Origin of the sequence: Acinetobacter pecorum (assembly GCF_014837015.1) — a bacterium.
In the GTDB taxonomy this organism is placed as follows: Bacteria; Pseudomonadota; Gammaproteobacteria; order Pseudomonadales; family Moraxellaceae; genus Acinetobacter; species Acinetobacter pecorum.
Map to the genome: position 1 here is coordinate 324,552 of NZ_JACSPT010000001.1, position 22,607 is coordinate 347,158.

At 44.5% G+C, this 22,607-nt stretch carries 19 protein-coding genes and 1 rRNA gene; 8 read left to right on the forward strand and 12 right to left on the reverse strand.

The features are described 5' to 3' along the window. Positions 1–84 precede the first annotated feature (84 nt). The 3 genes from H9629_RS01460 to trxA all read right to left on the reverse strand — a co-directional run bounded on the left by H9629_RS01460 (position 85) and on the right by trxA (position 2,693). Complete coding sequence (locus tag H9629_RS01460; protein ID WP_064094713.1) at positions 85–372, reverse strand: hypothetical protein; 288 nt, start codon at positions 370–372, stop codon at positions 85–87. A gap of 401 nt (positions 373–773) precedes the next feature. Then, a complete protein-coding gene (gene rho, locus H9629_RS01465) occupies positions 774–2,042 on the reverse strand; it encodes a transcription termination factor Rho (protein WP_004278267.1) in 1,269 nt (422 codons plus the stop codon). 324 nt (positions 2,043–2,366) lie between these two features. Then, a complete protein-coding gene (trxA, locus tag H9629_RS01470; RefSeq protein WP_064094712.1) occupies positions 2,367–2,693 on the reverse strand; it encodes a thioredoxin in 327 nt (108 codons plus the stop codon). A gap of 261 nt (positions 2,694–2,954) precedes the next feature. On the opposite strand from trxA, the gene ppx reads away from it, so the two are divergent. From ppx to H9629_RS01495, 5 genes are read left to right on the forward strand one after another with little or no spacing between them, the layout of a single operon-like run. Next, positions 2,955–4,475 carry an exopolyphosphatase gene (ppx, locus tag H9629_RS01475; RefSeq protein ID WP_064102317.1) on the forward strand — a complete coding sequence of 507 codons (1,521 nt, stop codon included), beginning with the start codon at positions 2,955–2,957 and terminating at the stop codon, positions 4,473–4,475. A 30-nt stretch (positions 4,476–4,505) separates the two neighbouring features. Then, complete coding sequence (locus H9629_RS01480; protein WP_064102318.1) at positions 4,506–5,330, forward strand: acetyl-CoA carboxylase carboxyltransferase subunit alpha; 825 nt, start codon at positions 4,506–4,508, stop codon at positions 5,328–5,330. Then, positions 5,267–6,640 carry a tRNA lysidine(34) synthetase TilS gene (tilS, locus tag H9629_RS01485; protein WP_191730424.1) on the forward strand — a complete coding sequence of 458 codons (1,374 nt, stop codon included), beginning with the start codon at positions 5,267–5,269 and terminating at the stop codon, positions 6,638–6,640. The genes H9629_RS01480 and tilS overlap by 64 nt, the downstream gene beginning before the upstream one ends. 2 nt (positions 6,641–6,642) lie before the next feature. Further along, the gene (gene proC, locus H9629_RS01490; RefSeq protein ID WP_064094708.1) at positions 6,643–7,482 is read left to right on the forward strand and encodes a pyrroline-5-carboxylate reductase; all 840 of its coding nucleotides are present in this window, start codon (positions 6,643–6,645) and stop codon (positions 7,480–7,482) included. 19 nt (positions 7,483–7,501) lie between these two features. Then, positions 7,502–8,071 carry a YggT family protein gene (locus H9629_RS01495; protein WP_064094707.1) on the forward strand — a complete coding sequence of 190 codons (570 nt, stop codon included), beginning with the start codon at positions 7,502–7,504 and terminating at the stop codon, positions 8,069–8,071. Positions 8,072–8,276: 205 nt separating this feature from the next. Here the strand turns inward: H9629_RS01495 and polA are convergent, their stop codons facing one another. Continuing rightward, the gene (gene polA, locus H9629_RS01500; protein WP_191730425.1) at positions 8,277–11,039 is read right to left on the reverse strand and encodes a DNA polymerase I; all 2,763 of its coding nucleotides are present in this window, start codon (positions 11,037–11,039) and stop codon (positions 8,277–8,279) included. A 161-nt stretch (positions 11,040–11,200) separates the two neighbouring features. On the opposite strand from polA, the gene H9629_RS01505 reads away from it, so the two are divergent. After that, on the forward strand, positions 11,201–13,909 hold the full coding sequence (locus tag H9629_RS01505) for a DUF2339 domain-containing protein (RefSeq protein ID WP_191730426.1): 2,709 nt from the start codon (positions 11,201–11,203) through the stop codon (positions 13,907–13,909). A 48-nt stretch (positions 13,910–13,957) separates the two neighbouring features. On the opposite strand, the gene H9629_RS01510 is transcribed toward H9629_RS01505, so the two are convergent. Then, on the reverse strand, positions 13,958–14,881 hold the full coding sequence (locus H9629_RS01510; RefSeq protein WP_191730427.1) for a mechanosensitive ion channel family protein: 924 nt from the start codon (positions 14,879–14,881) through the stop codon (positions 13,958–13,960). Between the two features lie 9 nt (positions 14,882–14,890). Further along, a complete protein-coding gene (locus H9629_RS01515) occupies positions 14,891–15,670 on the reverse strand; it encodes a hypothetical protein (protein WP_144724113.1) in 780 nt (259 codons plus the stop codon). A gap of 144 nt (positions 15,671–15,814) precedes the next feature. Between H9629_RS01515 and gspE the strand changes: the two genes are divergently transcribed. Continuing rightward, on the forward strand, positions 15,815–17,302 hold the full coding sequence (gspE, locus tag H9629_RS01520; protein WP_191730428.1) for a type II secretion system ATPase GspE: 1,488 nt from the start codon (positions 15,815–15,817) through the stop codon (positions 17,300–17,302). A gap of 50 nt (positions 17,303–17,352) precedes the next feature. On the opposite strand, the gene H9629_RS01525 is transcribed toward gspE, so the two are convergent. The 6 genes from H9629_RS01525 to H9629_RS01550 form a co-directional block, all read right to left on the reverse strand. Then, positions 17,353–17,745 carry a DUF4951 domain-containing protein gene (locus H9629_RS01525; protein WP_191730429.1) on the reverse strand — a complete coding sequence of 131 codons (393 nt, stop codon included), beginning with the start codon at positions 17,743–17,745 and terminating at the stop codon, positions 17,353–17,355. Positions 17,746–17,924: 179 nt separating this feature from the next. Continuing rightward, positions 17,925–18,350 carry an organic hydroperoxide resistance protein gene (locus tag H9629_RS01530; RefSeq protein WP_064102325.1) on the reverse strand — a complete coding sequence of 142 codons (426 nt, stop codon included), beginning with the start codon at positions 18,348–18,350 and terminating at the stop codon, positions 17,925–17,927. 102 nt (positions 18,351–18,452) lie between these two features. Next, the gene (locus H9629_RS01535) at positions 18,453–19,280 is read right to left on the reverse strand and encodes a carbon-nitrogen hydrolase family protein (protein ID WP_064102326.1); all 828 of its coding nucleotides are present in this window, start codon (positions 19,278–19,280) and stop codon (positions 18,453–18,455) included. Between the two features lie 20 nt (positions 19,281–19,300). Beyond that, complete coding sequence (gene gigB, locus H9629_RS01540) at positions 19,301–19,819, reverse strand: anti-anti-sigma factor GigB (protein WP_064094698.1); 519 nt, start codon at positions 19,817–19,819, stop codon at positions 19,301–19,303. A gap of 112 nt (positions 19,820–19,931) precedes the next feature. Then, on the reverse strand, positions 19,932–20,900 hold the full coding sequence (gigA, locus tag H9629_RS01545) for an RsbU family protein phosphatase GigA (protein WP_064094697.1): 969 nt from the start codon (positions 20,898–20,900) through the stop codon (positions 19,932–19,934). A gap of 102 nt (positions 20,901–21,002) precedes the next feature. Next, entirely contained in the window at positions 21,003–21,902 is a 900-nt protein-coding gene (locus H9629_RS01550; RefSeq protein WP_191730430.1) for an MlaA family lipoprotein, read from the reverse strand. 540 nt (positions 21,903–22,442) lie between these two features. Between H9629_RS01550 and H9629_RS01555 the strand changes: the two genes are divergently transcribed. After that, positions 22,443–22,607, forward strand: a 16S ribosomal RNA gene (locus H9629_RS01555); the annotation flags it as partial.

Here is a 22,607-nt window from a genome sequence, read left to right on the forward strand (position 1 = left end):
TTCTGCTATTTTTTAAATTTCAGTATTTAAAATAAAAAAAGAGAGCCCAAGGCTCTCTTTTTTTATACTGAATAATCTAAAAGATTATTGAGCAGCAGCTTCAGAAGCAGCAGTAGCGTCAGCAGCAGCGTCAACAGCAACAGCAGCAGCAGCGTCAGCTTCAGCAACAGCAGCAGTTTCAGAAGCAGCAACTTCAGAAGTAGATTCTACAGCAGCAGCGTCAGCAGCAGCTTCAGCTTCAGATGCAGCTTCTACAGCTTCAGATGCAGCTTGGTTAGCGTCAGCAGCAGCGTCGTCAGCTTTTTTAGCACAACCAACGAAAGCTAAAGTAGTAGCAACTGCAGCAGCAATAGCGATTTTTTTGAATAACATGGCATCACTCTCTAAAAATTGAGATTAAAAAAAACCTAAGTTAGTCTGTTAAGTGCTTTTATTATTCCTAATTATGTTAGGTACTAACAATGCAGGAGCAGTCTAACTGGTCTGCAAATATGCTATCACTGCGCCTTTTTAAATGCTACTAGCAAGGCTTAAAAAAGTACTGAAATATGCTAAAAAGTAAGAAGTTTTTAACAGAAAATAACAATGGAATGAAACATTTAGATTGGAGAAAGGCTTGGTAAGTTTTTAAAAGTTATACAATTTTTAATCTGATTATTTTATTAATCAAAAACTTAAAAATAAGTTTACATAAATAGAGCTCGATTGTTTCATTGTGTAATTCATGTCAACTTAAAAAAGGCCACCGCTTAGGTGACCTTTCATTTGAAATTTTAATTTGAAGCTTTACGTTTCATCTGATCAAAGAAATCATCATTGGTTTTGGTTTCTTTCATACGGTCCAGCAAGAATTCCATTGCCGCCAATTCATCTTGCGTATGCAGCAGCTTACGCAGAATCCAGACCTTACGAAGATTATCTTCTGACATCAGGCGCTCTTCACGACGAGTACCAGATTTCTTGATGTTCATTGCAGGGAAGACGCGTTTTTCAGCAATACGGCGATCAAGGGTAATTTCCTGGTTACCTGTACCTTTGAATTCTTCGTAGATCACTTCATCCATTTTACTACCAGTTTCAATCAGGGCAGTAGAAATGATGGTTAGAGAGCCACCTTCTTCAATATTACGTGCCGCACCAAAGAAACGTTTGGGACGTTCTAGGGCATGTGCATCCACACCACCGGTTAATACCTTACCTGATGAAGGGATCACGGTATTATAGGCACGTGCCAGACGGGTAATTGAGTCAAGCAGAATCACCACATCTTTTTTATGCTCAACTAGACGTTTCGCTTTTTCAATGACCATTTCTGCAACCTGAACATGGCGCGCAGGTGATTCATCAAAGGTAGAAGCCACGACTTCACCGCGAACCGTACGTTCCATTTCGGTTACTTCTTCTGGACGTTCATCAATTAACAGAACGATCAGGATGACTTCAGGATTATTGCGAACGATCGATTGAGCAATGCTTTGCAGCAGCATGGTTTTACCGGCTTTCGGCGGAGCCACAATAATTGAACGTTGGCCTTTACCAATCGGTGCGACTAAGTCGATCACACGCGTGGTTAAATCTTCAGTGGTACCATTGCCTAATTCCATCACCAACTGTTCAGTCGGGAATAATGGCGTAAGGTTTTCAAACAGAATCTTGTTACGTGAGTTTTCAGGAGTGTCGTAGTTAATCTGGTTGACTTTAAGTAAGGCAAAATAACGTTCGCCTTCTTTTGGTGGACGAATGGTGCCGGTAATGGTGTCGCCAGTGCGTAGGTTAAAACGACGAATTTGAGAAGGGCTGACATAGATATCGTCAGGGCCTGCTAAATAAGAACCTGCGGCTGAGCGTAAAAAGCCAAAACCATCTGACAAAATTTCTAGAACGCCATCACCAAAAATCTCTTCGCCATTCATTGCATGACGTTTTAAGATGGCAAAAATAATGTCTTGCTTACGGTTACGGGCCATACCTTCAAGGCCCATAAACTCGGCAATCTTGATGAGTTCGCCAATCGGTTTTTTCTTGAGTTCGGTTAAATTCATAGGTGGTCAGATAGAATCAAAGTTCTGAGGTACAGGTTGGAAAGGGAGTAACATTCGGCCGCATACAAGCATTCAAACGAAAGCCATTGAATTTGAAAAAGAACAATTCAGAGATCTGTTTGAGTGTTTCAAAGAAAAATGTGAAAAACAATTTCTATTGCCGAGCGGCATCTTATGTAATGTGTCTTGTAAGAAATTGGCAGGATTTAGGATCCTTTATCTCTTGAGTAGCAAATATAAGAGAAAATGCTGACTTTGTCAATTTATAGCCGAAAAAAATACGCGAGCATAAGTCGCGTATTTTTTTACTAAAAAATGATCTGCTTAGATATTGTCATCAATAAATGCAGTCAGTTTAGATTTTGGTGCAGCACCGACTTGAGTCGCAACAACTTCACCATTTTTGAACATCAGCAAAGCCGGGATGTTACGAATGTTGAAATTTACAGCAGTTTGTTCGCAAGAAGTTACGTCAACTTTCACGATTTTAACCTTGCCTTGATATTCATCAGCAAGTACTTCTAGTACAGGTGCAATTGCTTTACATGGTGCACACCAACCTGCCCAGAAGTCGACCAGTACAGGAACGTCTGATTGAAGAACGTCTGCTTCGAAGTTTTCGTCAGTAGTGTTTACGATGTTGCCAGACATGGAATGTGCTCCAGATTAATATTTTAAAGATAACTAATTATTAGTATTACATAGCCATCTTTAACAATGTAGGGGAATCTGTAAATTTTCAATGCTTAATGTTATTTTGTCTAATGGATGATCACGATAGTGATGATCGTGTCTCACTATTATTCCCGATGCATAAAAAGAATAAGGCATAAAAATGTCGTTACAAATGGCTTTTAAATTGCATGCATGTGAATTACTCTAAGCACAATTCGTTAAAGGTTTATTTCTGGAATGTCTGACTTTTTGATTGATGAAGAATTACTTGCCGCCATCGATATGGGATCAAATAGCTTTCATTTGGCCATCGCTCGGGTGGATCATGGCGAAGTGAAGAAAGTGGCATCAATGTCAGAAAAAGTTCAGCTTGCCGCAGGACTAGACGAAAATAAAAATTTAACGGAAGCCGCACAGCAACGCGGTTTGGCCTGTCTGGCCCGTTTTGTCGGGCGTTTAGGTGCGGTTCAGCCGAACCGCTTGCGGATCGTGGCAACAAATGCTCTAAGGCAAGCCAAAAATGGCCATGAGTTTATCCAGAAAGCCGCAGAAATTTTGCCGAAACCGATCGAAATTATTGCCGGCCGTGAGGAAGCCCGCCTGATTTATCTGGGGGTATCGCATACCATGGCCAATAGCGGCCGTCGTCTGGTGGTTGACATCGGCGGTGGTTCGACTGAGCTGATTATCGGTGAAGAGTTCGAGCCTATTTATACTGAATCAGTACAGATGGGCTGCGTAGCCTTTACTAAGGCCTATTTTCAGGATGGGGAAATCAGTGCCAAAGCTTTTGACAAAGCAGTCACTGCGGCACGTAAAGAAATTTCTGGAATTGCCAATACCTATAAATCTGCCGGTTGGGATGCTGTCGTCGGATCGAGTGGTACAATTAAAGCCTGCCGCCAAATCTGTATTAATATGGGATGGAGCAATGATCGCGAACAGCTGACGCGAGAAGGCCTGGAAAAGCTTAAAGATAAGCTGCTCAAATATAAATATGTCTCGGATATGGAATTCGAAGGTCTGAAAGAGGATCGCCGTGCAGTTTTGCCGGCAGGAATTGCCATTTTATATGCGGTCTTTGATGTGCTGGATATTGAGTATCTGACTTATTCTGATGGGGCATTACGTGAAGGTGTCATGTATGACCTGTTAGGCCGTTTCAAACATGAAGATATCCGTGATCGTTCAGTCCATGCCCTGATTGGTCGTTATAATGCCGATGCCAAGCAGGCAGAACGTGTGGTACAAACGGCGCAAAAACTGTTTGATGATGTCGCGGCTGATCTTGGTCTGAATAGTGATGATAGTGACCTACTCCGTCGAGCCGCGTATCTCCATGAAATCGGTCTGGCGATTAGTCATAGTGGTTATCATCGTCATGGTGCCTATTTATTGCAGCATTCTGACATTGCCGGTTTTTCACAGGTTGATCAGAATCATTTGTCACATTTGGTCGCGCATCATCGGCGTAAATTGCGCACTGATGCCAAGCATGATGTGATGAAAGTGGGTGGAACTAAACTTTTACAGCTGTGTTTACTGCTCCGTCTGGCGGTTTTGGTCAATCACAGCCGTAGCGATGAGATGCTTCCTGCCATTGAACTCAAGGTCAAGAATGCGCAACAATGGCAGCTCAGTATTTCGGGTGATGCCAAACAATGGCCATTATTGATTGCTGAACTGCATGATGAACAGTTGCAGTTTAAAAATTGGGAGATTGAGCTCTCGGTTCTATCTGAACAATTTGTTAATTAATACCTTTATAGGGATGAAAACGGTTGACCTATGAAAAATAAAGCTACCCCATCAAAAGCATGGACGACAGTACAGATTGCTCGTCATCCGGAACGTCCACAATTTCTGGACTATGTTGGTGAAATATTCACTGAATTTGATGCTTTACATGGTGACCGTCTCTATGGTGATGATGGTGCAATGATCGGTGGCCTGGCTCGTTTCGATGGACAGCCAGTGATGATCGTAGGTCAGCACCGTGGCCGTAGTACCCGTGAAAAATTACAGCATAATTTCGGCATGAGTAATCCGGAAGGTTACCGTAAAGCACAACGTCTGCTGGATATGGCAGAACGTTTTAATCTGCCTGTTTTCACCTTTATTGATACCATGGGTGCTTACCCGGGTGTAGGTGCAGAAGAACGTGGTCAGGCTGAAGCCATTGCAACCAGTCTAGCGCAACTGTCTAACCTGAAAGTACCTGTAATTGCGACTGTCCTGGGTGAAGGAGGTTCAGGTGGTGCACTCGGTATTGGCGTAGCTGACCGTGTGGTAATGCTCTCTCATAGTATCTATTCGGTAATTTCACCGGAAGGTTGTGCCTCCATTCTATGGAAGACTGCAGAAAAAGCGGAACAGGCCAGTGAAGCCTTAGCCTTGACTGCAGAAAAACTGCAGAAGATGGGTATTGTAGAATATGTGGTGGATGAGGGTGAAGGTGCTCATTTAAATCCGGATCAGGTCATGAACAGCTTGAAAGCGGTACTGAAAGAAGCCTTAAATGAACTGCAAGCTATGGAACCACAAGCACGATGCGAAGCACGTTACCAGCGTTTAATGAAGTTTGGCAGCGACAATTTAGGTCTGGCATCTTAAAGCAGCTGCAGGAGTTTCCTGCAGGAACAAAATTTCTCATCGGATGCAGTGGCGGCGTAGATTCTATGCTGCTTCTGCATCTGATGTTTTTTTTATGCCCGGGAAAAATTCGGGCAATCTATGTGGATCATCAGCTGCAAAGTATCAGCAGGGCATGGGGCACTTTTGTCCAGCAGCAGTGTCAGCAACTGGATATTCCCTGCATCCTCCAGCCCGTTCATGTGGCTCTAGGTAACTTGGAACAGCAAGCGCGTAATTCACGTTATCAGGCCTATCTACAACATTTACAGCAAGATGAAATTCTGGTGCTCGGACATCATCAGCAGGATCAGGCGGAAACCTTGATGCTGCGTCTATTATCGGGTGCCGGTATAGATGGTCTGGCTGCAATGAAACAGCTGGATATACGTGAAAATCTCACGATTTGGCGGCCATTGCTGGATGTTTCCCGTGAGCAGATTTGCCAATGGGCATCGGGTCTGAATGTTCAGAATATCGAAGACCCGACCAATCAGGACATACATTATGACCGGGCTTGGGCCCGTCAAACTCTTTGGCCGATGTTAAGTGAACGTTATCCTAAAATGCAGTCTGCCCTGGTACGTACCAGCGAGCTGATGCAGGATGCACAGCATATTCTGCAGGAAGTGCTGGAGCAGGATTTAAAATGCTGTGGCAATGCCGAAAGTCTGAATTTATCTGCATTTTTAAACCTATCTAAAGCCCGGCAGCGCCAACTACTTTCTGTCTGGATGAAAGGAGAAGGGCAATATCGTCCTTCTCTAGAAATGGTTGAGCGAGTACAGAATGAAGTAATTGCGGCAAAACTGGATGCGCAGGCAGCTTTACATTGGCAAGGCTTTTATTATGTGCGTTATCAGCAACATTTGCATCGTTTAAAAGCTGAGGTCTATCGGGCGGATCAGCAACCGAAGCTAGCTGAGCAGCAGATTATTTTACGTGAACAGGATCAGGTTCAGCTGCCTTCAGGACAATTTAAGATTCAAACAGCTACTTTCGGATTATCTGCCGCCTTATTCGGTCAACGCTTATATTTGCGCACACGCAAAGGTGGGGAGAAAATTCATCTGCATGGCCGGATTGGACACTGGCCTCTGAAGAAAGCCATTCAGGAAGCGCAAATATTTCCATGGACTCGGCATACTATTCAAATATTAAGCACAGATAATGTTATGCTAGGCGTGTTTACACCTAAAGGATTTTGGTTAGCTCAATCTGCATATTGTGAAGCAGGGGGGTGGCTACCCATTTCGGTTTCTTCAACTTTAGAATTCAACGACGAGCATTAAACATGAGTGCAGCTTTAAATTGTAATATTGGCTTTATTGGTGGCGGTAATATGGCTCAAGCCTTGATTGGTGGGCTGATTTCACGGGGATTGCCACCAACACGTATTACAGTTTCTGATCCGGTCGAGAAAGTACGTTCACTGCTTGCAGAAAAAGAAGTGAATGTCACCGATGATAATCGTGCTGCCATCAAAAATGCGGATATTGTCGTGTTTGCAGTCAAACCACAGGTATTAGCTGAGGTATTGAAACCATTACAGGGTTTGCTGGACGGCAAGCTGGTTATTTCGATCGTTGCGGGTGCCGAGATTGCTACATTGTCTGCACTATTGGGGACTGACCGTATTGTTCGTGTCATGCCAAATACACCAGCACTCGTACAAACCGGTGCACATGGCCTATTTGCTAAAGATGAAGTAAAGGCAGAAGATCGTGAGCTGGCGAGTCAGGTTTTAGCTTCTACCGGCCTGACAATTTGGGTAGACTCTGAAGCTCAGATTGATGCGGTCACTGCAGTATCTGGTTCGGGACCTGCTTATTTTTTCTATATGATGGAAAGTATGATTCGTGCTGGCAAGAATTTAGGTCTGGATGAAAAAGTAGCCACAGCACTCACTTTGCAAACGGCTTTGGGGGCGGCACAAATGGCCATCACCAGTTCAAATACACCGGCTGAGCTACGTAAAAACGTCACCTCTCCAAATGGAACGACTCAGGCAGCACTAGAAGTGTTCGACCGTGCGCAAATTTCTCAGAATATTCAGGCAGCACTTGCTGCTGCGCAAAAACGCAGTCAGGAACTGGCTCAAGAGCTCAGTGAAAGCAGCAAATCTTCAGTTTAATTTTTAGGAAAGTTCAAGTATGGGTGCAAATTCTGCGCTAATTTTTGGCATTATCATTAACGTCGCGATTTTGCTCGTATTCTTCCGCTTTTTAATGCAATTGGCTGCGGTAAGTCCTTACAATCCCGTCGTTCTGTCTACCGTCAAAGCAACCAAAATTGTAGATGTATTCGGGCGTATTTTCCCGACGATGGGCAAAGGGCGAGTTAATACTGCGGCATTGGCACTTTTAGTGGTGCTGTATTTGCTGAAAATTTTCGGCATGATGTATCTGTCGGGTGGCATGCCGAATGGTCCTGTGCATTTGCTCATTCTGACTTTTGTCACCATGATGCAGGATTTGATCCGTTTCTGTCGTTATTTGATTTTCGCTACCATTATTTTAAGCTGGGTGGTGATGTTTACCCAATCCCGTTCACCTTATATTGAAGTAGTTCAGGAACTTGCCGAGCCATTACTGGCACCTTTCCGCCGGATTATGCCGAATATGGGCATGATTGACCTGTCTCCAATCCTGGCGATTCTGGCCTTGATTGTGATTGAAATGATCATGAACCAGGTGGCAATTGTATTGTTAACTGGTTTTTAATCTGAATGAAAAGAAAAGGACGCTTCAGCGTCCTTTTTTATTTGCTCCTCCCATTAGAAAAGGGAGGTTGGGAGGGATTTGTTAAACTTCCCAAACCGTGAACAAGTTTTAATCGCAGTACAAGAAGAAGATGGGATACCTTTAAAATAATATTGGTTTTCACACTATCTCCCAGAGGGAAAAGGGCTTAGGGTGAGGAAACCCTTTAATGCGCCTCATCCCAGTTTTTACCTTTACCGACTTCTACCACCAACGGTACAGAAATCTGCAATACCGATTGCATCACTTCAGCCAGTTTAGGTGCCAGTTCATCGGCAATTGCTTCATCGACTTCAAACACCAGTTCATCGTGCACTTGTAGCAGCATTTTGGCCTGATCTTTTGGCAACATCTTGTCGACTTCAATCATCGCCATTTTAATGATATCTGCAGCCGAACCTTGTAGCGGGGCATTAATTGCGGCACGTTCTGCCGCTTTACGCACCATCATATTACGGGCATCGATATCTGGGGTATATAAACGGCGTCCGAGCAGGGTTTCAACAAAACCTTGTTCTAATGCGACCTGACGGGTACGTTGCATATACTCATAAATGCCCGGATAACGGTGGAAATACTGCTTGATATAATCCTGTGATTCCTGACGGGTAAAACCTAACTGTCGGATCAGACCAAACTCGGACATACCGTAAAGTAGGCCGAAGTTGACGGCCTTGGCCTGACGACGCTGGTCATTGGTCACTTCTTCCAAAGGAATGCCCAAAACTTCCGCTGCGGTACGGCGGTGTACATCCTGACCATGAATAAATGCATCCAGCAGGGCTTCATCTTGAGATAAATGTGCCATGAGACGCAATTCAATTTGTGAGTAATCGGCTGCCAGCAAAACACGGCCTTCCGGTGCCACAAATGCCTTGCGGATTTGACGGCCAATTTCGGCACGAATCGGAATGTTCTGCAGGTTTGGATCAGTCGATGATAAACGGCCAGTTGCAGTTAATGCCTGATGATAACTGGTATGCACACGGTGGGTATCAGGATTGGCCTGTTTGCATAAGCCATCGGTATAGGTGCTTTTCAGCTTGGACAAACCACGATATTCCAGAATCAGCTGGGCAATCGGATGTTCAATTTTTTCCAGTACACTTTCACTGGTACTGTATTGTCCAGTGGTGGTTTTTTTACCGCCTTTTAGGCCCAACTTTTCAAACAGAACTTCACCGACCTGTTTAGGTGAGCTGACATTAAAGCTTTCACCGGCAATTTCCATAATCTGGTTTTCCAGATTTTGCATGGTGTTGGAAAATTCGCCCCCAAGCTGATCCAGAAAAGCCAGATCCAGTTCGATGCCGTTTTCTTCCATTTGCGTCAGTACACGTGCGACTGGAACTTCAATATTGTGCAGAATATTCACCAGTTCAGGATGTGCCTGTAATTTGCTGCTCAAGACTTCATAAAGACGATAGGTAACATGAGCATCTTCTGCAGCATAATGCGCTGCAGTTTCAAGTGGAATCTGGTTGAAGGTCTTCTGTTTGGCGCCTTTACCGGCCACCTGTTCATAAGTCGTGGTCAGATGACTCAAATACAGACGGGCTACATCATCCATGCCATGACGAGTCGCGACGGAATTCAGGACATAGGAAGCCAGCATGGTATCGAAATACCAGCCTGCCAGATGAATGCCATGATTTTCCAATACATGTGCATCATATTTCAGATGATGACCAATTTTTTTTACAGACTCATCTTCCAGAATTGGTTTGATCTGCGCCAGAATTACTTCACGATTCAGCTGCTCCGGTGCGCCTTCATAATCATGTGCCAAGGGAACATAATAAGCATCCTGCGCATCGAAGGCGACCGAGAAACCGACAATCTGTGCAATACGATAATCCAGACTGGTGGTTTCGGTATCAAAGGCAAAACGTTTTTCGGTACTTAAGCGCCCAAACAGTGTGTCCCAATCTTGTTGGCTTAATACCGTGTGATAGGTGGCTTGTCCTAACTGGTCATCACTGCTGGTCACAGACGCACGGTCTTCCAGAGGTTCTGGTACTGTAACCGCTTTGGCGTTAATAGATTTTGCCGCCTGCTTGTAGTTTGAATTATTCGGGTTGTTCGGGTGATCTAAGGACTGCAGTTGGTTACGGAATTCCAGCTCGGTGTATAAATGACGTAAGGTCTCGACATTCGGCTCACCCAGTTTTAAATCGTCATAACCAAAGTTAAGATCCAGATCGATGACAATACTGGCCAGTTGATGGTCCAGTGCAATGCCATCGACATGTTCTTTAATATTTTGACCGACTTTGCCTTTGATCTTGTCGACATTTTCTAAAATGCCACCAATCGAGCCATATTCAGTGAGCAGTTTTGCAGCAGTTTTGGCACCCACACCCGGCACGCCCATGATGCCATCCGATGCATCGCCCATCAGGGTCAGATAGTCAATAATCTGATTCGGCCAGACGCCAAACTTTTCAAACACGCCGTCGACATCCAGCGGTTTTTCTTTAAAGCTGTCTTCCAGGGTAACTTTTTCGGTCACCAGTTGCGCCATATCTTTATCGCCGGTAGAGATCAGCACCTGATGTCCCATCGCCTCGGCACGTTTGGCCAGTGTCCCGATAATGTCATCGGCTTCGGCACCCGGCAAGGTATGCAGGGGAATGCCCAAAGCGCGGATCAAGGCATGCAGATAAGGAATCTGTTCGGATAATTCCGTTGGCATGCTGGGACGGTCGCCTTTATAAATCGGTGAAAGCTCATGCCGGAAGGTCGGTTCTGGGGTATCGAAAATTACCGCCATATGGGTCGGTTGGGTCCGGCGCATCAGTTTTTGAATAGCAGAAATCGCACCACGAATTGCATTGGTATGTAAACCGGTTGACGTGGTTAATGGTGGCAGTGCGTGAAAGGCACGAAATAAAAAGTAAGAGCCATCGACCAAGACAAATGGTGGCATGTAATCAATTCCTTATTCAAAATACAGCGCTATTGTACGTGATTTTTACCGCGCTCGCTGAGACGAGTCTGAGTTTACAGCTTAGCGAATATCGGCCGAAGATGAAATAAGCAGCACAAGCTGTTGTATGATGGAGCGATTCAGGAAAGAGAAATATAAGAATGGCTGCAGGACGGAATGAGTTGCGCATGATCTGGCTGATTACCCTGCTGATTGCCGGGATCAGCGCTTGGTATCTGGGTTATCAGATTGTGACTTATCTGTGTGGTTTGGGGTTTATCTTTAGCGTGATGCAATATGTCACTGCGGTAGAAGCATCGATGAATCAATTGGCCGGACAGCAGCAGATGTCCTTGGAGCATAACTCTAAAGTTCCTTTATATATTTCCTCAATTACTGCCATTGTTGGTGGACTGGCTGAACTGGATTGGCTGATGGGCATCGGGATTACGGCCTGGGTATTCTTTTTGCTCAGGTGGCTGCAACGTCTGGAAGGGCGTTTGATACAGCTGCAATCGCAATCACATTCTGCCGATCCCTTACAGCGCTCACCGGATCGATCCGATTCTGTTCCATTCGTGAAAACTGAGCCTGCCCAAGAGGTAAATGACTCTCCTCATCTGGTAGATCAACTGCAGCGCTGGCTTTTCCAGGGAAATCCAGTCTTAAAAGTCGCGATTAGTATTTTGGTGATTGGGATTATTTTGCTGCTGCGTTTTGCCACCGAGCACTGGCAACTCAGTCTGGCTGCAAAATTGGGCCTGGTTGCACTGGCAAGTGGCTGTGTAACAGGTCTGGGTTATCGCCTGATGCAGAAAAATCGGAGTTTTGCTCTGGCACTGGAAGGACTGGGTTTGGGCAGTCTGTTCCTGACCTTATTTTTTGCCTATTACAATCTGGTGATTCCCACGTTACCGTTGGCGACTTTGCTATTCCTTATCATTCTGGTTATTACCCTGTATTTAAGTCTGAAACAGGAAAGCATCGAACTGGCCTTGATGGCTTTGCTGATTGCTTATCTGGCGCCGTTTACCTTGCCGACCCGCGATGCTTCTGCTGTTGAGCTGATCAGCTATTATCTTCTGATCAATATCGGGGTAGCAGTGCTGAGCAGTTTCCGGCCGTGGAAGATTCTCAATCAAATTGCCTTTTTAGTGACTGTGGTCGTTGGCGGGATATATAGCCTGATTCATGGTTATACATATGAGCGTTATGCCATGACTGCGCTGATTCTGGCACATACTGCACTGTTTATCTGGCTAGGTTACCGCTTTAGCCAGTTGCTGGCACGACAGGATCTCTCACGTTTTCAGTTAAAACCGGTATTGGACTTAGCGCTGATTTTTGCTGCTCCTATTACTGCTTATATTTTTCTGTATCTGATTCATTTTAATCAGCCCAATCAAAAACTCTGGCAAGCTGGATTAAGCCTGTTCTTTGCACTGGTCTTTGCCGCTTGCTGGACACTGTTGCGCCGTAAAAAAACTATCCAGCTCATTTCGCAGAGCTATCTGAGCCTGATGCTGATTTTCCTGGCCTTGGTGCCACCGATCTTATTGACAGAACAATGGAGTGTGATTGGCTGGGCAGTTGAAGGTGTGCTGATTTATTTATGGGCCTTGGAAAAAAATGTCCGGGTAGCACACTATCTGAGCATGGGCTTATTACTGATGGCCGGATTCAGCAGTCTGTATTATCTGGTCGAGATTAATCCAACACCGCGAATCATTTTCTGGATTTTGAGTCTGTGCTATGTGGCAGTCGTGGTCATCAGCCAGCTTAAAAAGCAGTACCAGCAGCAGATGGATAGTCTGAGTGTCAGTTTTTTAAGCAGCGTGAATGTCGCGGCCAGTCTGATGCTATTTGCCTTGCTGGAAGATGAATTCCCGAGTCAGCATGCCTATGTGCTGAGTTTATTTATCATCACACTGGGTTATGTACTGTTCAATGAAATGATCCTGCGCAAAAATCAGGAATGGTCCTGGTTACTGCCGAAGTGGAGCGGCATCTCACCCTTGCTGGTCATTGCGGCAATTCTGACCTTGGATCGTAGTCAAAATGCGGTGATTGTCTGGAATGGTGATCTGGAACGTGGGGTTTCTGCACTTTCAGCGATATTATTGGCCATTCTGTGGCTTAGACCGCTGGCTGGCTTGCAGCTCTCCAAGGAATGGATGAGCTTTGGTGTTTTTAGCAGCCTGGCTCTGGCAAGTTTATGCCTGATCCCGAACATGCCTTATCTGAGCATGGTGATTTTACCTTTATTATTCTGCCTGTGGTGCTATCGGCAGGATGTGCAGTCAGGCTGGCAGCAGCTTTGGCAAACCAAGAGCTGTTTATTGCTGATGGCAACTTGGCTGGTTTGTTCACAGCTGTTTAGCCAGCAAGCTTTTCAATATTACTGGCTGCCGATTCTCAATCCTTTTGACCTGATCAGTATTGCCATGTTTGCCAGTTTTATCTGGATGCTGTTACAGCAAATCAAGGTGGGACGTGATAAAGGCATGATTGCAGTTTTAATGGTACTAAGCCTGTTATGGCTTTCCAGTTATATAGTTTTAAGAGCTTTACATATGTATCTGCAGACACCGTTTAATGAGCTGGCATTATGGAATAATGCAACAGTTCAGCTGAGTCTGACCATACTCTGGGTATTACTGGCCTGGATTACCATGTGGACGGCGACACTCAAAAAACTGAAACCGATGTGGATTTTAGGCGGCAGTATTCTGGTGATTGTGACTTTAAAGCTCGTAATATTTGACCTGTCACATATTGGCACCCTGACCCGGGTGATTTCCTTCTTGCTGGCGGGCGGGGTGATGCTGCTGATTGCGTATATTGCGCCGATGCCGGAGAAGGAGCATTGAATCCTCTCCCTAACCCTCTCTTTTAAAAAAGGAGAGGGAATCTAAGGATTATTTTAGACTAGGCTCTCTTTTCAATGTCTTGTCATTGGCGTATTGATCAATTTCTTCATTTTCTAGAGGACGGGAAAGTGGAGGATCGACAAAGCCCATTTTTGGCACCGGAATTTCAATCTGGTTATCGACAAAGCCGTTGCGAATCCGTTCCTGCATTTCATCACGTACTTTCAGGTAGTTTTCCTGTTGGCACCACACCGCAAACAGCAGTTCAATCGAAGATTCACGGAACGCAGTAACGGTGACGGCCGGTTTCGGGTCGGCCAGAACCAGTGGATACTTATTGGCAACGTCCAGCAGAACTTCGCGTACCTTGATAATATCTTCATGGAAATTGATTGCCAAAGTAATTGGAATACGCCGTATCGGAAATTTTGACAGGTTCTGTACCGGTGCCCGAATCAGCTGTTCATTTGGCAACCGTACATAAATATTATCTTGGGTCAAAAGCTTAACCGAGAGCAGGTCAATCGAAATCACTTCGCCTTCAATGGTATGCCCACGAATCAAGGTAATCTGGATGGTATCACCCACTTCAAAGGAACCTTCACCAATCAGGAATAGACCACTGATCAGGTTGGATGCCGAGGTTTGTGAAGCGAAACCCAGTGCGACCGTTAGAATTCCGGCAGCGCCAAGGAAGACACTGAGTTTAAAGCCGGCCTCTTTCAGGCTGGCCATCACAAATAGCAGGAAGATAAAATAGAAAATCCCGCGGCGCCAGACCAGTTTCTGATGGGCATTAAAACGTACGCCAATGGTCCGGATAAAGGTATTGGAAATAAAGCGTGCGATCAGGAAACCAATAAAGCACAACACCACCGCCACCAGAACTTCGGTCAGGCGGTCGGTATTGATACTGGTAAACACTCCCTTCAGGCTGTTGGTGACTTCGGTCGGAATATTTGAACTTGGCATCAGACGCCCTTAGAAAAATGAATCAAACATATTAAATAACGCACCTGCCGGATCGCGCGGTGGGTGCAGATAGGCCACTTCACCAGCATTGGGCGGCGTGCGGTTTTCGACCCGAATCCGCGGTGGACGGTCCGAACTTTCATGCAAGACCCGGATTTGTGAGGTCCATAAGCGGCCGGTACTTTCACTATAAAATAAAGGTAGAGCCGGTACAGGAACATTCATCCGGTCAAAGCGCAATTGCTGGTTACTGGTATTGTGAAATTCAATCGGTGTGACTGCACGAAAGGCCCGTGGATGTAACTGTTTCAGTTCGGTTCTGCCATCAACTGCGGTGGCATAACAGATTTCCCCCGAACGGTGATTGGGTCCAAACCAGGTGTCTTTTGGTAAGATCACCGGCAAGTCAAAAATGGGTGCACGCTGACCTTCGACAAAACCTGCAATCCATAAGGGGGTGCTGATATAAAGCGTACCGCGTTGTCCGGCCGGGATGTAAATCGGATCGACTGGCTTGATCACCACAGAACGGTCTGCAAGACGTGGCATGAGTTGCAGTTTATTTTGTGTGGATTTGAACATGTAGCGTTCAATTTTCACTGGTAGTGGAAAGGCAAAATTTGGATCATCAATCTGATGCCATTGCTGCTCATAATCGTATTGTACGGAAGGACGATAATATTCCAGTCGCCATTCCTGAATGCCCCGGGTCAGACGAAACAGCAAGGAGCCAAACTGCCAGGCTTTGGATTGATTTATTTCAAAATTCTGTTCTCCCCACCAGCGCATTTTTGCTATATTCGGGATTAATTCATCTTTATCTTGCGGCAATCTTGGCACCCTTTCTTGCTAAATCTTTGAAAACATACTTCACGCTGTCATATGCTTAGAGTACACTCAATTTAAATTTTTTCATCATTATTATAATTCGCGATGCAAGTACTTAAACAATTACAAATCCCATATAGCTTCGCCAAGCGCCATGGAGTGCTGTTGCGTTATGAGGGAGATCAGGCCTTTATTCTGCGTCGTGACAATACCTCCATGCTTGCATTGCAGGAAGCCCGCCGTCTGCTCGGCTATCCGGCCCATTTTCAGCTGTGTAGCGAACAGGAATTTAACCAGTTGCTCAGTTCCAGTTTTGCCGGCGATAGCGGGGAATCACAACAGGTGGCTGCCGGTCTGGAAGATCATCCGGATTTACTCAGTCTGGCCGATTCCGTACCAGAAGCAGAAGACCTGATGGATCAGGAAGATGATGCGCCAATTGTGCGTCTGATCAATGCGCTATTATCCGAGGCGATTCGTGTCGGGGCTTCCGATATTCATATTGAATCTTTTGAGAAAAAACTCTCGGTGCGTTTACGGGTCGATGGCCAGTTACGCGAAATTGTCCAACCACGTCGTGAACTGGCCCCGCTTCTGGTTTCACGGATTAAAGTCATGGCCAAACTGGATATTGCGGAAAAACGTATTCCGCAAGATGGCCGTATTTCCTTGCGTCTGGCGGGGCGTGAAGTTGATGTGCGTGTATCCACTTTGCCTTCTTCTTATGGTGAACGGGTGGTGATGCGTCTATTAGACAAGCAGGCTGGCCGGTTAAATATGACCCATTTGGGTTTGATGCAACCAGACTATGAACGCTTAACCCATCTGGTACATCGTCCACATGGAATTATTCTGGTGACCGGCCCGACGGGTTCGGGTAAAACCACCACCTTATATGCGGCACTTTCTGATCTGAATGACGGTTCCAAAAATATTCTTACGGCTGAAGATCCGATTGAATACCAGTTAGAAGGGATTGGTCAGACTCAGGTTAATACCAAAGTGGATATGACTTTTGCCCGTGCGTTAAAAGCAATGCTGCGTCAGGACCCGGATGTCGTCATGGTCGGCGAGATTCGTGATCTGGAAACCGCAGAAATTGCGGTACAGGCTTCATTGACGGGGCATCTGGTTTTATCCACCTTGCATACCAATACTGCCATTGGTGCAGTGACCCGTCTTAAAGATATGGGAATTGAACCATTTCTGCTTTCAAGTTCCCTGATTGGCGTGATTGCACAGCGTCTGGTCAGAACCCTATGCCCACATTGCGCAACCTGGCGTGAAGCAGATGCTTTTGAGAAGAATCTGTTTGAACATATTGAACATCCCCAGGATTTAAAACTCCCTCAACCGCAAGGCTGTGAGCGCTGTGGCAATATGGGCTTTAGCGGGCGTACCGCAATTTATGAAATTGTGTCCGTCGATGATCATATGCGTCGTTTAATTCACGGCAATGCGGCTGAATATGAAATAGAAAGCTATGCCCGACAGTCATCAGGCTCCATTCGTGATGATGGTTTACGCAAAGTATTGGCAGGTAAAACTACGATTGAAGAAGTATTGCGAGTGACCAACGAAGCGGCGGACTAATCTTTTAATCTATTACTTTCATTATAAGGATCGTCAGGAATTTTGGGAATTTACCAAAGGCTGGCGATTTTTTCCATGAGCTGGGCACGAAATGGTGCAGTCGGATTGCCCGGATTACGCAAAGCTTCATTTTCATAAAAGTTCTGCCAAGTCTGACTCATTTCTAAAGTCAATCCTTCCTGTTTCATTGTTTCAACATCTGCCTGAGTGATATTGAAAAAACGGGCTTGCGCACCATCGGGACCTGTTCCCCAGCCGATAATTCCTTGACCAAATTCGGGTAAGTTCATGTTGTTTGGGGTAGGTGGAATGGGCAAGCGTTCAATCTTTGTATTGACCAGAGAATTTACCTGTGGGCGGATTTTTTCTGAGAGATGAAGATCTGCAAAAGAGGCGGTAGCAACGGTCAGTAAGAAAGAACTTAAAAGAACAGGTTTGAACATCAATATAAATCAGATAAATGCAAATAAGAATTATTATATATAATTTCTTAAGTTTTTGCTGTTGTTTTGAAAAGGAAGCTGGATGTTCAGGGAAAGTGAAGCAACTAAAAGTTGAAATTTATAATTGAAGCTTGGCTATCCTGAAACTCTTTTTCAGGATAGCAGTTAAGCAAAAAAGTTTAGGTAATGACGTTTAAGTTCACATCAATATTATTACGGGTCGCATTTGAATAGGGACAGACGATATGGGCAGCGTCTACCAGTTTTTGCGCTTCTTCCTGATCCATGCCTTCGAGATGAATATTTAAGGTCACTTCAATACCAAACCCGGTAGGAATCGGTCCAATACCAACATCACCTTCAATAAAAGCATCTTTAGTCATATTGAGCTTGTCGCGATTGGCCACAAACTTCATGGCACCCAAAAAGCAGGCTGAGTAACCTGCAGCGAACAGTTGTTCTGGATTGGTTCCACCGCCTGGGCCGCCCATTTCTTTGGGCACCGCCAATTGTACATCCAGAATCTGATCGTCAGAGGTCGCATGGCCATCGCGACCGCCGGTGGCTTTGGCATGTGCGGTATATACTACTTTTTCTAATGACATGAGATAAATTCCTGCTTATTTTTCATGGAGCTTTCATGCTCAGCTATTTCGCTCGAAGAATAAGCAGGGATTTTGTTATTTTATGCAAATATAAAAAAGTTTTTAAGAGAGCTGGAGCAATTTACGATGTTGCATTAAAGGCATGGAGTCACGCACTTTTTGTTGTTCGTTTAAATCAAAGTCTACCGTGATCAGACCTGCACCCTCTGCATGGATCATCTGCAGAAGCTGACCGCGACTGTTGGTGGCAGCTGCATGACCCCAAGTCTGACGTTTTTCACCATGCCAGCCTTGCTGGGCTGCACCAAGCACCGAGCATTGGGCATCCATAGCACGTGTTTGCAGCAAAAGCTGCCAGTGCATTTCACCGGTGGTATAGGTAAATGCAGAAGGTGCAGTTAAAAGATTTGCACCTTTGGCCCGCAGGTTTAAAGCCAGTTCCGGAAAGCGCAGGTCATAGCAGACCATTAAACCGATATTGCCAAAAGGGGTCTTTGCTACTACCACATCTGTACCAGGCTCAAAGAACTTGGATTCCTGATAACCACCAACTGCATCACCCACTTGTACATCAAACAGGTGAATTTTGTCATAACGCGCTTCAGTGCGTTCTGGACTAATACAAAGACTTACAGTACGTACCCGACCGTCTTCAATGACTGAGCCGTCTGGGCGATAGGGACAGGGTAAGGTCCCAGCCACAATCCAGGTTTCATATTGATGGGCAAGCTGTTCAAGACGTTGCTGAATGGCTTCAAACTGGGCAGCAGTTTCACGCTGTTTTCCTGCGGCAAAACAGACAAAGTTTTCAGGGAACACAATAAGTTCAGCGCCATTGGCCTTACTTTGTTGAATTAAAGATTCAATCTCCATGAAATTGGCATTAATTTCATTTTGAGAATTCATTTGTACAACAGAAAGTAAAGTCATAGTGTCCTCTTGGAAGATGGTTATACCTTTTGTTCGGAAACTTTATCCAAACTATCTTGCTCTTTCTGTAACTGTTTGACTAAAGGTTCAAACATGTTCTTGTTACTTTGATTCAGCTTCATCAAGGTTTTATGCGCATCCAGAACAGTATTCAACATATTCTGATGGGTAATATGTTCTTCCATCAGGGCGCGTGTGCATACATTAGGATCGCCACAATAATTCAGGATTACAAACACTTGGCTCAGTCCCATACTGTTGGCCAGAGTAGTAATGTCAGAATTGGTAGAAAGCATAACAGCTTGAATATTATGTACTTGTTTGAGCTTTAGGCCTAGCTTTGCCAGAACACCCAGTACAGTACTGTCAATAAAAGTGGTTTCGGTTAAATCAACGATAGCGCCAACTACGTTGTCTTGCTGTTCAATTCTGTTCAGTAATTTGTCTAGACTAATACAAGACTGGGCACGCACTTCGCCGATAAGCTTAAAAATATGCGTTCCATTCAGACTTGCATATTCAACATGACCTGTTGACATATAAATGCCATTTGCAGAGAAGGATATTAAATTATCCCATAGGGTCCAGGGATACTCAAGTGGCTGAAAGTAGTAATCAAATTAAGTGCTTATAAAGTCTGTAAATATAGTATTAATTCACTCTTATAAAACTTAAAAAGGCGATATCGTCGGCCACATGTTCTGGTACCTGAAAAGACTGATGTTGTAAATGGTGTAATAATTGCGAGAATTGTTCATTTAATCCGCCATCAAAAGGCTCCAGTGCACCATCTGAACAAATAATAAAACGGGAATTGCGGCTTAATACCCATTCATTTTCCTCAACCTCAAGCTCTTCAGTCAGGCCTAAAGGGAAGCTGCTCGTAGCAAAAATTTTAGGTTCTTGATTGGGTTCAAATATAATGGGTGGCGGATAATGTCCGGCACTGGACCATTTCAATACGTGGGTTTCCAGATTGAGAATCCCGGCAATCATGGTGATGTGTTTTTCAATATTCTCCTGCATCAGCATTCCGTTAAGCTTCTTGATCAGCTCGCGCGGGGTTTTGGAGCGTCCATGAAAAGCAGCCATCCAGGAGGTCAGCAAACTGCTCGTCACTCCATGTCCTGACACATCGGCTAAATAGAAAATGACTTCTTTATCGCTAATTTTCCAATAATCATACCAATCTCCTGAAAGATAGGCAGAAGGCTGAAAATAGGTTTCGACCTTATAATTGTTTAGTTCAATCGCATTCGGTAACAATCTTTTTTGTAATTCTGCTGCAGAGGGAAGATCCCGGCTATCCTGGTTACGCTTGTATTGTGCGTCAATTTTTTGCAGCGCCAGATCTGGATTATCAGGAAGTTTATTCCAGATCCAGCCGGCTAAAGCTCCTTGTTCCCAAGCTTGAGCCAAAGCGGTACCTTCATTCTCTAAGGCCAATACAATCGTAGGCAGATTCCATTTGTATTGCAGATAGTCATGCACATCTGCAATCGCGATAATTGTAGAGTCATAAAGTTCATGATCATCCAGATAGATCATCTGAACATGCGGAAGCGTATCAAGTACTTGATCTAAATAAGGAATATCACGAGTCGGTTGAATGAAGTACATAAAAAAGTGATTCAATCCCGGGATTGGTTATAAGAGCTACTATAACAAGCAAAAGATGGCTAGCGAAGAGATTTCACTAGCAATCATACATGAAACATAAACTTAAGGAGCATCGGGGGAAGATTCAATAGTGTCCTCACTAAAAGGTACATCATCTGAATTTTCGTCTTCAAAATCATCTTCCAGGAATAGAGTGTCCTGTTCTGTGCCTTTCTTTTCTGCAATCGTATAGTTAGTGCGTTGCAAATAAATATCACGAATCTGTGCATAACGATCACCCGTCAGTACCCCTTCAACGTCCAGTAGTTCCGAACGAGTATCAACCACACGCCAAAACTGATCACTCCAGTAAAGACCGTCGTTATCTTCGAGAATATATTTCTGTGGACGGGCCTGACTATCTACAACGCTACCAATTACTCCACGGACAGAACTTGGACCTAAAAACGGCAGCATGATATAAGGGCCGGAAGGCACCCCATAATAACCTAAAGTAATTCCAAACTTTTCATCTTCATGACTTAAGCCCAGACGACGTGCTGGGTCTGCCAACCCTAAAGTAGTTAAGGTATTAATCGTGAAACGGCCCAAAGACTTGGCGGCGCGAGCAGGACGACCTTGAATCAACTGGTTGACCACATTCCAGGGTTCACCCAGGTTACTACGGAACTGGGTATAGCTGCCGCGAACATCTTGGGGAACCTTTTCCACATATTGTACGGCTACAGGACGTAACACAGTGCGGTCAATGACATCATTAAACTGATAGATCTTTCTGTTTAATGGCTGAAAAGGATCTTTAACCTCTTCGGCCTGTGCTGCTCTAGCATCGACCTTCAATTGTGTCTGTAATTGTTGTGCTTTATTCGAGATTTTCGTTCTAAGCGGTGTTTTTGCAGGCTCGTCGTTTAGATTTTCCACATCGGTAGTCGTCTCAGCAAAAACCTGTGGGGTTATGGCTAAAGAAAATAAACATATAGAGAAGTAAATAGAACGATGCATAAAGTAACCTGAGGCCTTTTCTGGGTAAGTAGCACTACTTATTAGGATGAAAATAATAAACGTTATATTCACGAATAGACATCATTTAAGCAAATTTGTATAAAAAATGAATGAAAACACACGAAAAGATTAAAAAATATACATACAAGATGATTTTTTCAAAAATAGGGTTGCAACCCCTCTGAAATGCTGTAGAATGCACATCCATCGGCGGTGATGAAGATTAAAACTTCTGATAAAACAGTGACTTAGTTAAAATTGATTGAGTTGAGTTTTAGAAAGAAAGTTTAAAAATAATGTTCATGACTGGTTGACTTTCTAGAGATAGAGAGTAATATAGCCGACCTAGCTTGCTGGTGACGAATCAGCAAGAAGATCATTAAGAGATTATGAAGAACAACTTGTGTGGATTTTTACTGGTTGATTGATCGAAATTATTTTCATTGATTGATGGTAGAAATTACTCGAAGTTTATTTGAGAAATATTTGTCAGAAAATTGATGAGCCAAGATTGGCACCCTTTAAGGTGCTACTGATTTTAAACTGAAGAGTTTGATCATGGCTCAGATTGAACGCTGGCGGCAGGCTTAACACATGCAAGTCGAGCGGGGAAATGTAGCTTGCTACATTACCTAGCGGCGGACGGGTGAGTAATGCTTAGGAATCTGCCTATTAGTGGGGGACAACATCTCGAAAGGGATGCTA

Bases quoted from the DNA above. Each gene is read 5' to 3' on its own strand.
- H9629_RS01460 (WP_064094713.1), bottom strand. From the start codon at position 372: ATGTTATTCAAAAAAATCGCTATTGCTGCTGCAGTTGCTACTACTTTA.
- rho (WP_004278267.1), bottom strand. From the start codon at position 2,042: ATGAATTTAACCGAACTCAAGAAAAAACCGATTGGCGAACTCATCAAG.
- trxA (WP_064094712.1), bottom strand. From the start codon at position 2,693: ATGTCTGGCAACATCGTAAACACTACTGACGAAAACTTCGAAGCAGAC.
- ppx (WP_064102317.1), top strand. From the start codon at position 2,955: ATGTCTGACTTTTTGATTGATGAAGAATTACTTGCCGCCATCGATATG.
- H9629_RS01480 (WP_064102318.1), top strand. From the start codon at position 4,506: ATGAAAAATAAAGCTACCCCATCAAAAGCATGGACGACAGTACAGATT.
- tilS (WP_191730424.1), top strand. From the start codon at position 5,267: ATGCGAAGCACGTTACCAGCGTTTAATGAAGTTTGGCAGCGACAATTT.
- proC (WP_064094708.1), top strand. From the start codon at position 6,643: ATGAGTGCAGCTTTAAATTGTAATATTGGCTTTATTGGTGGCGGTAAT.
- H9629_RS01495 (WP_064094707.1), top strand. From the start codon at position 7,502: ATGGGTGCAAATTCTGCGCTAATTTTTGGCATTATCATTAACGTCGCG.
- polA (WP_191730425.1), bottom strand. From the start codon at position 11,039: ATGCCACCATTTGTCTTGGTCGATGGCTCTTACTTTTTATTTCGTGCC.
- H9629_RS01505 (WP_191730426.1), top strand. From the start codon at position 11,201: ATGGCTGCAGGACGGAATGAGTTGCGCATGATCTGGCTGATTACCCTG.
- H9629_RS01510 (WP_191730427.1), bottom strand. From the start codon at position 14,881: ATGCCAAGTTCAAATATTCCGACCGAAGTCACCAACAGCCTGAAGGGA.
- H9629_RS01515 (WP_144724113.1), bottom strand. From the start codon at position 15,670: ATGCGCTGGTGGGGAGAACAGAATTTTGAAATAAATCAATCCAAAGCC.
- gspE (WP_191730428.1), top strand. From the start codon at position 15,815: ATGCAAGTACTTAAACAATTACAAATCCCATATAGCTTCGCCAAGCGC.
- H9629_RS01525 (WP_191730429.1), bottom strand. From the start codon at position 17,745: ATGTTCAAACCTGTTCTTTTAAGTTCTTTCTTACTGACCGTTGCTACC.
- H9629_RS01530 (WP_064102325.1), bottom strand. From the start codon at position 18,350: ATGTCATTAGAAAAAGTAGTATATACCGCACATGCCAAAGCCACCGGC.
- H9629_RS01535 (WP_064102326.1), bottom strand. From the start codon at position 19,280: ATGACTTTACTTTCTGTTGTACAAATGAATTCTCAAAATGAAATTAAT.
- gigB (WP_064094698.1), bottom strand. From the start codon at position 19,819: ATGTCAACAGGTCATGTTGAATATGCAAGTCTGAATGGAACGCATATT.
- gigA (WP_064094697.1), bottom strand. From the start codon at position 20,900: ATGTACTTCATTCAACCGACTCGTGATATTCCTTATTTAGATCAAGTA.
- H9629_RS01550 (WP_191730430.1), bottom strand. From the start codon at position 21,902: ATGCATCGTTCTATTTACTTCTCTATATGTTTATTTTCTTTAGCCATA.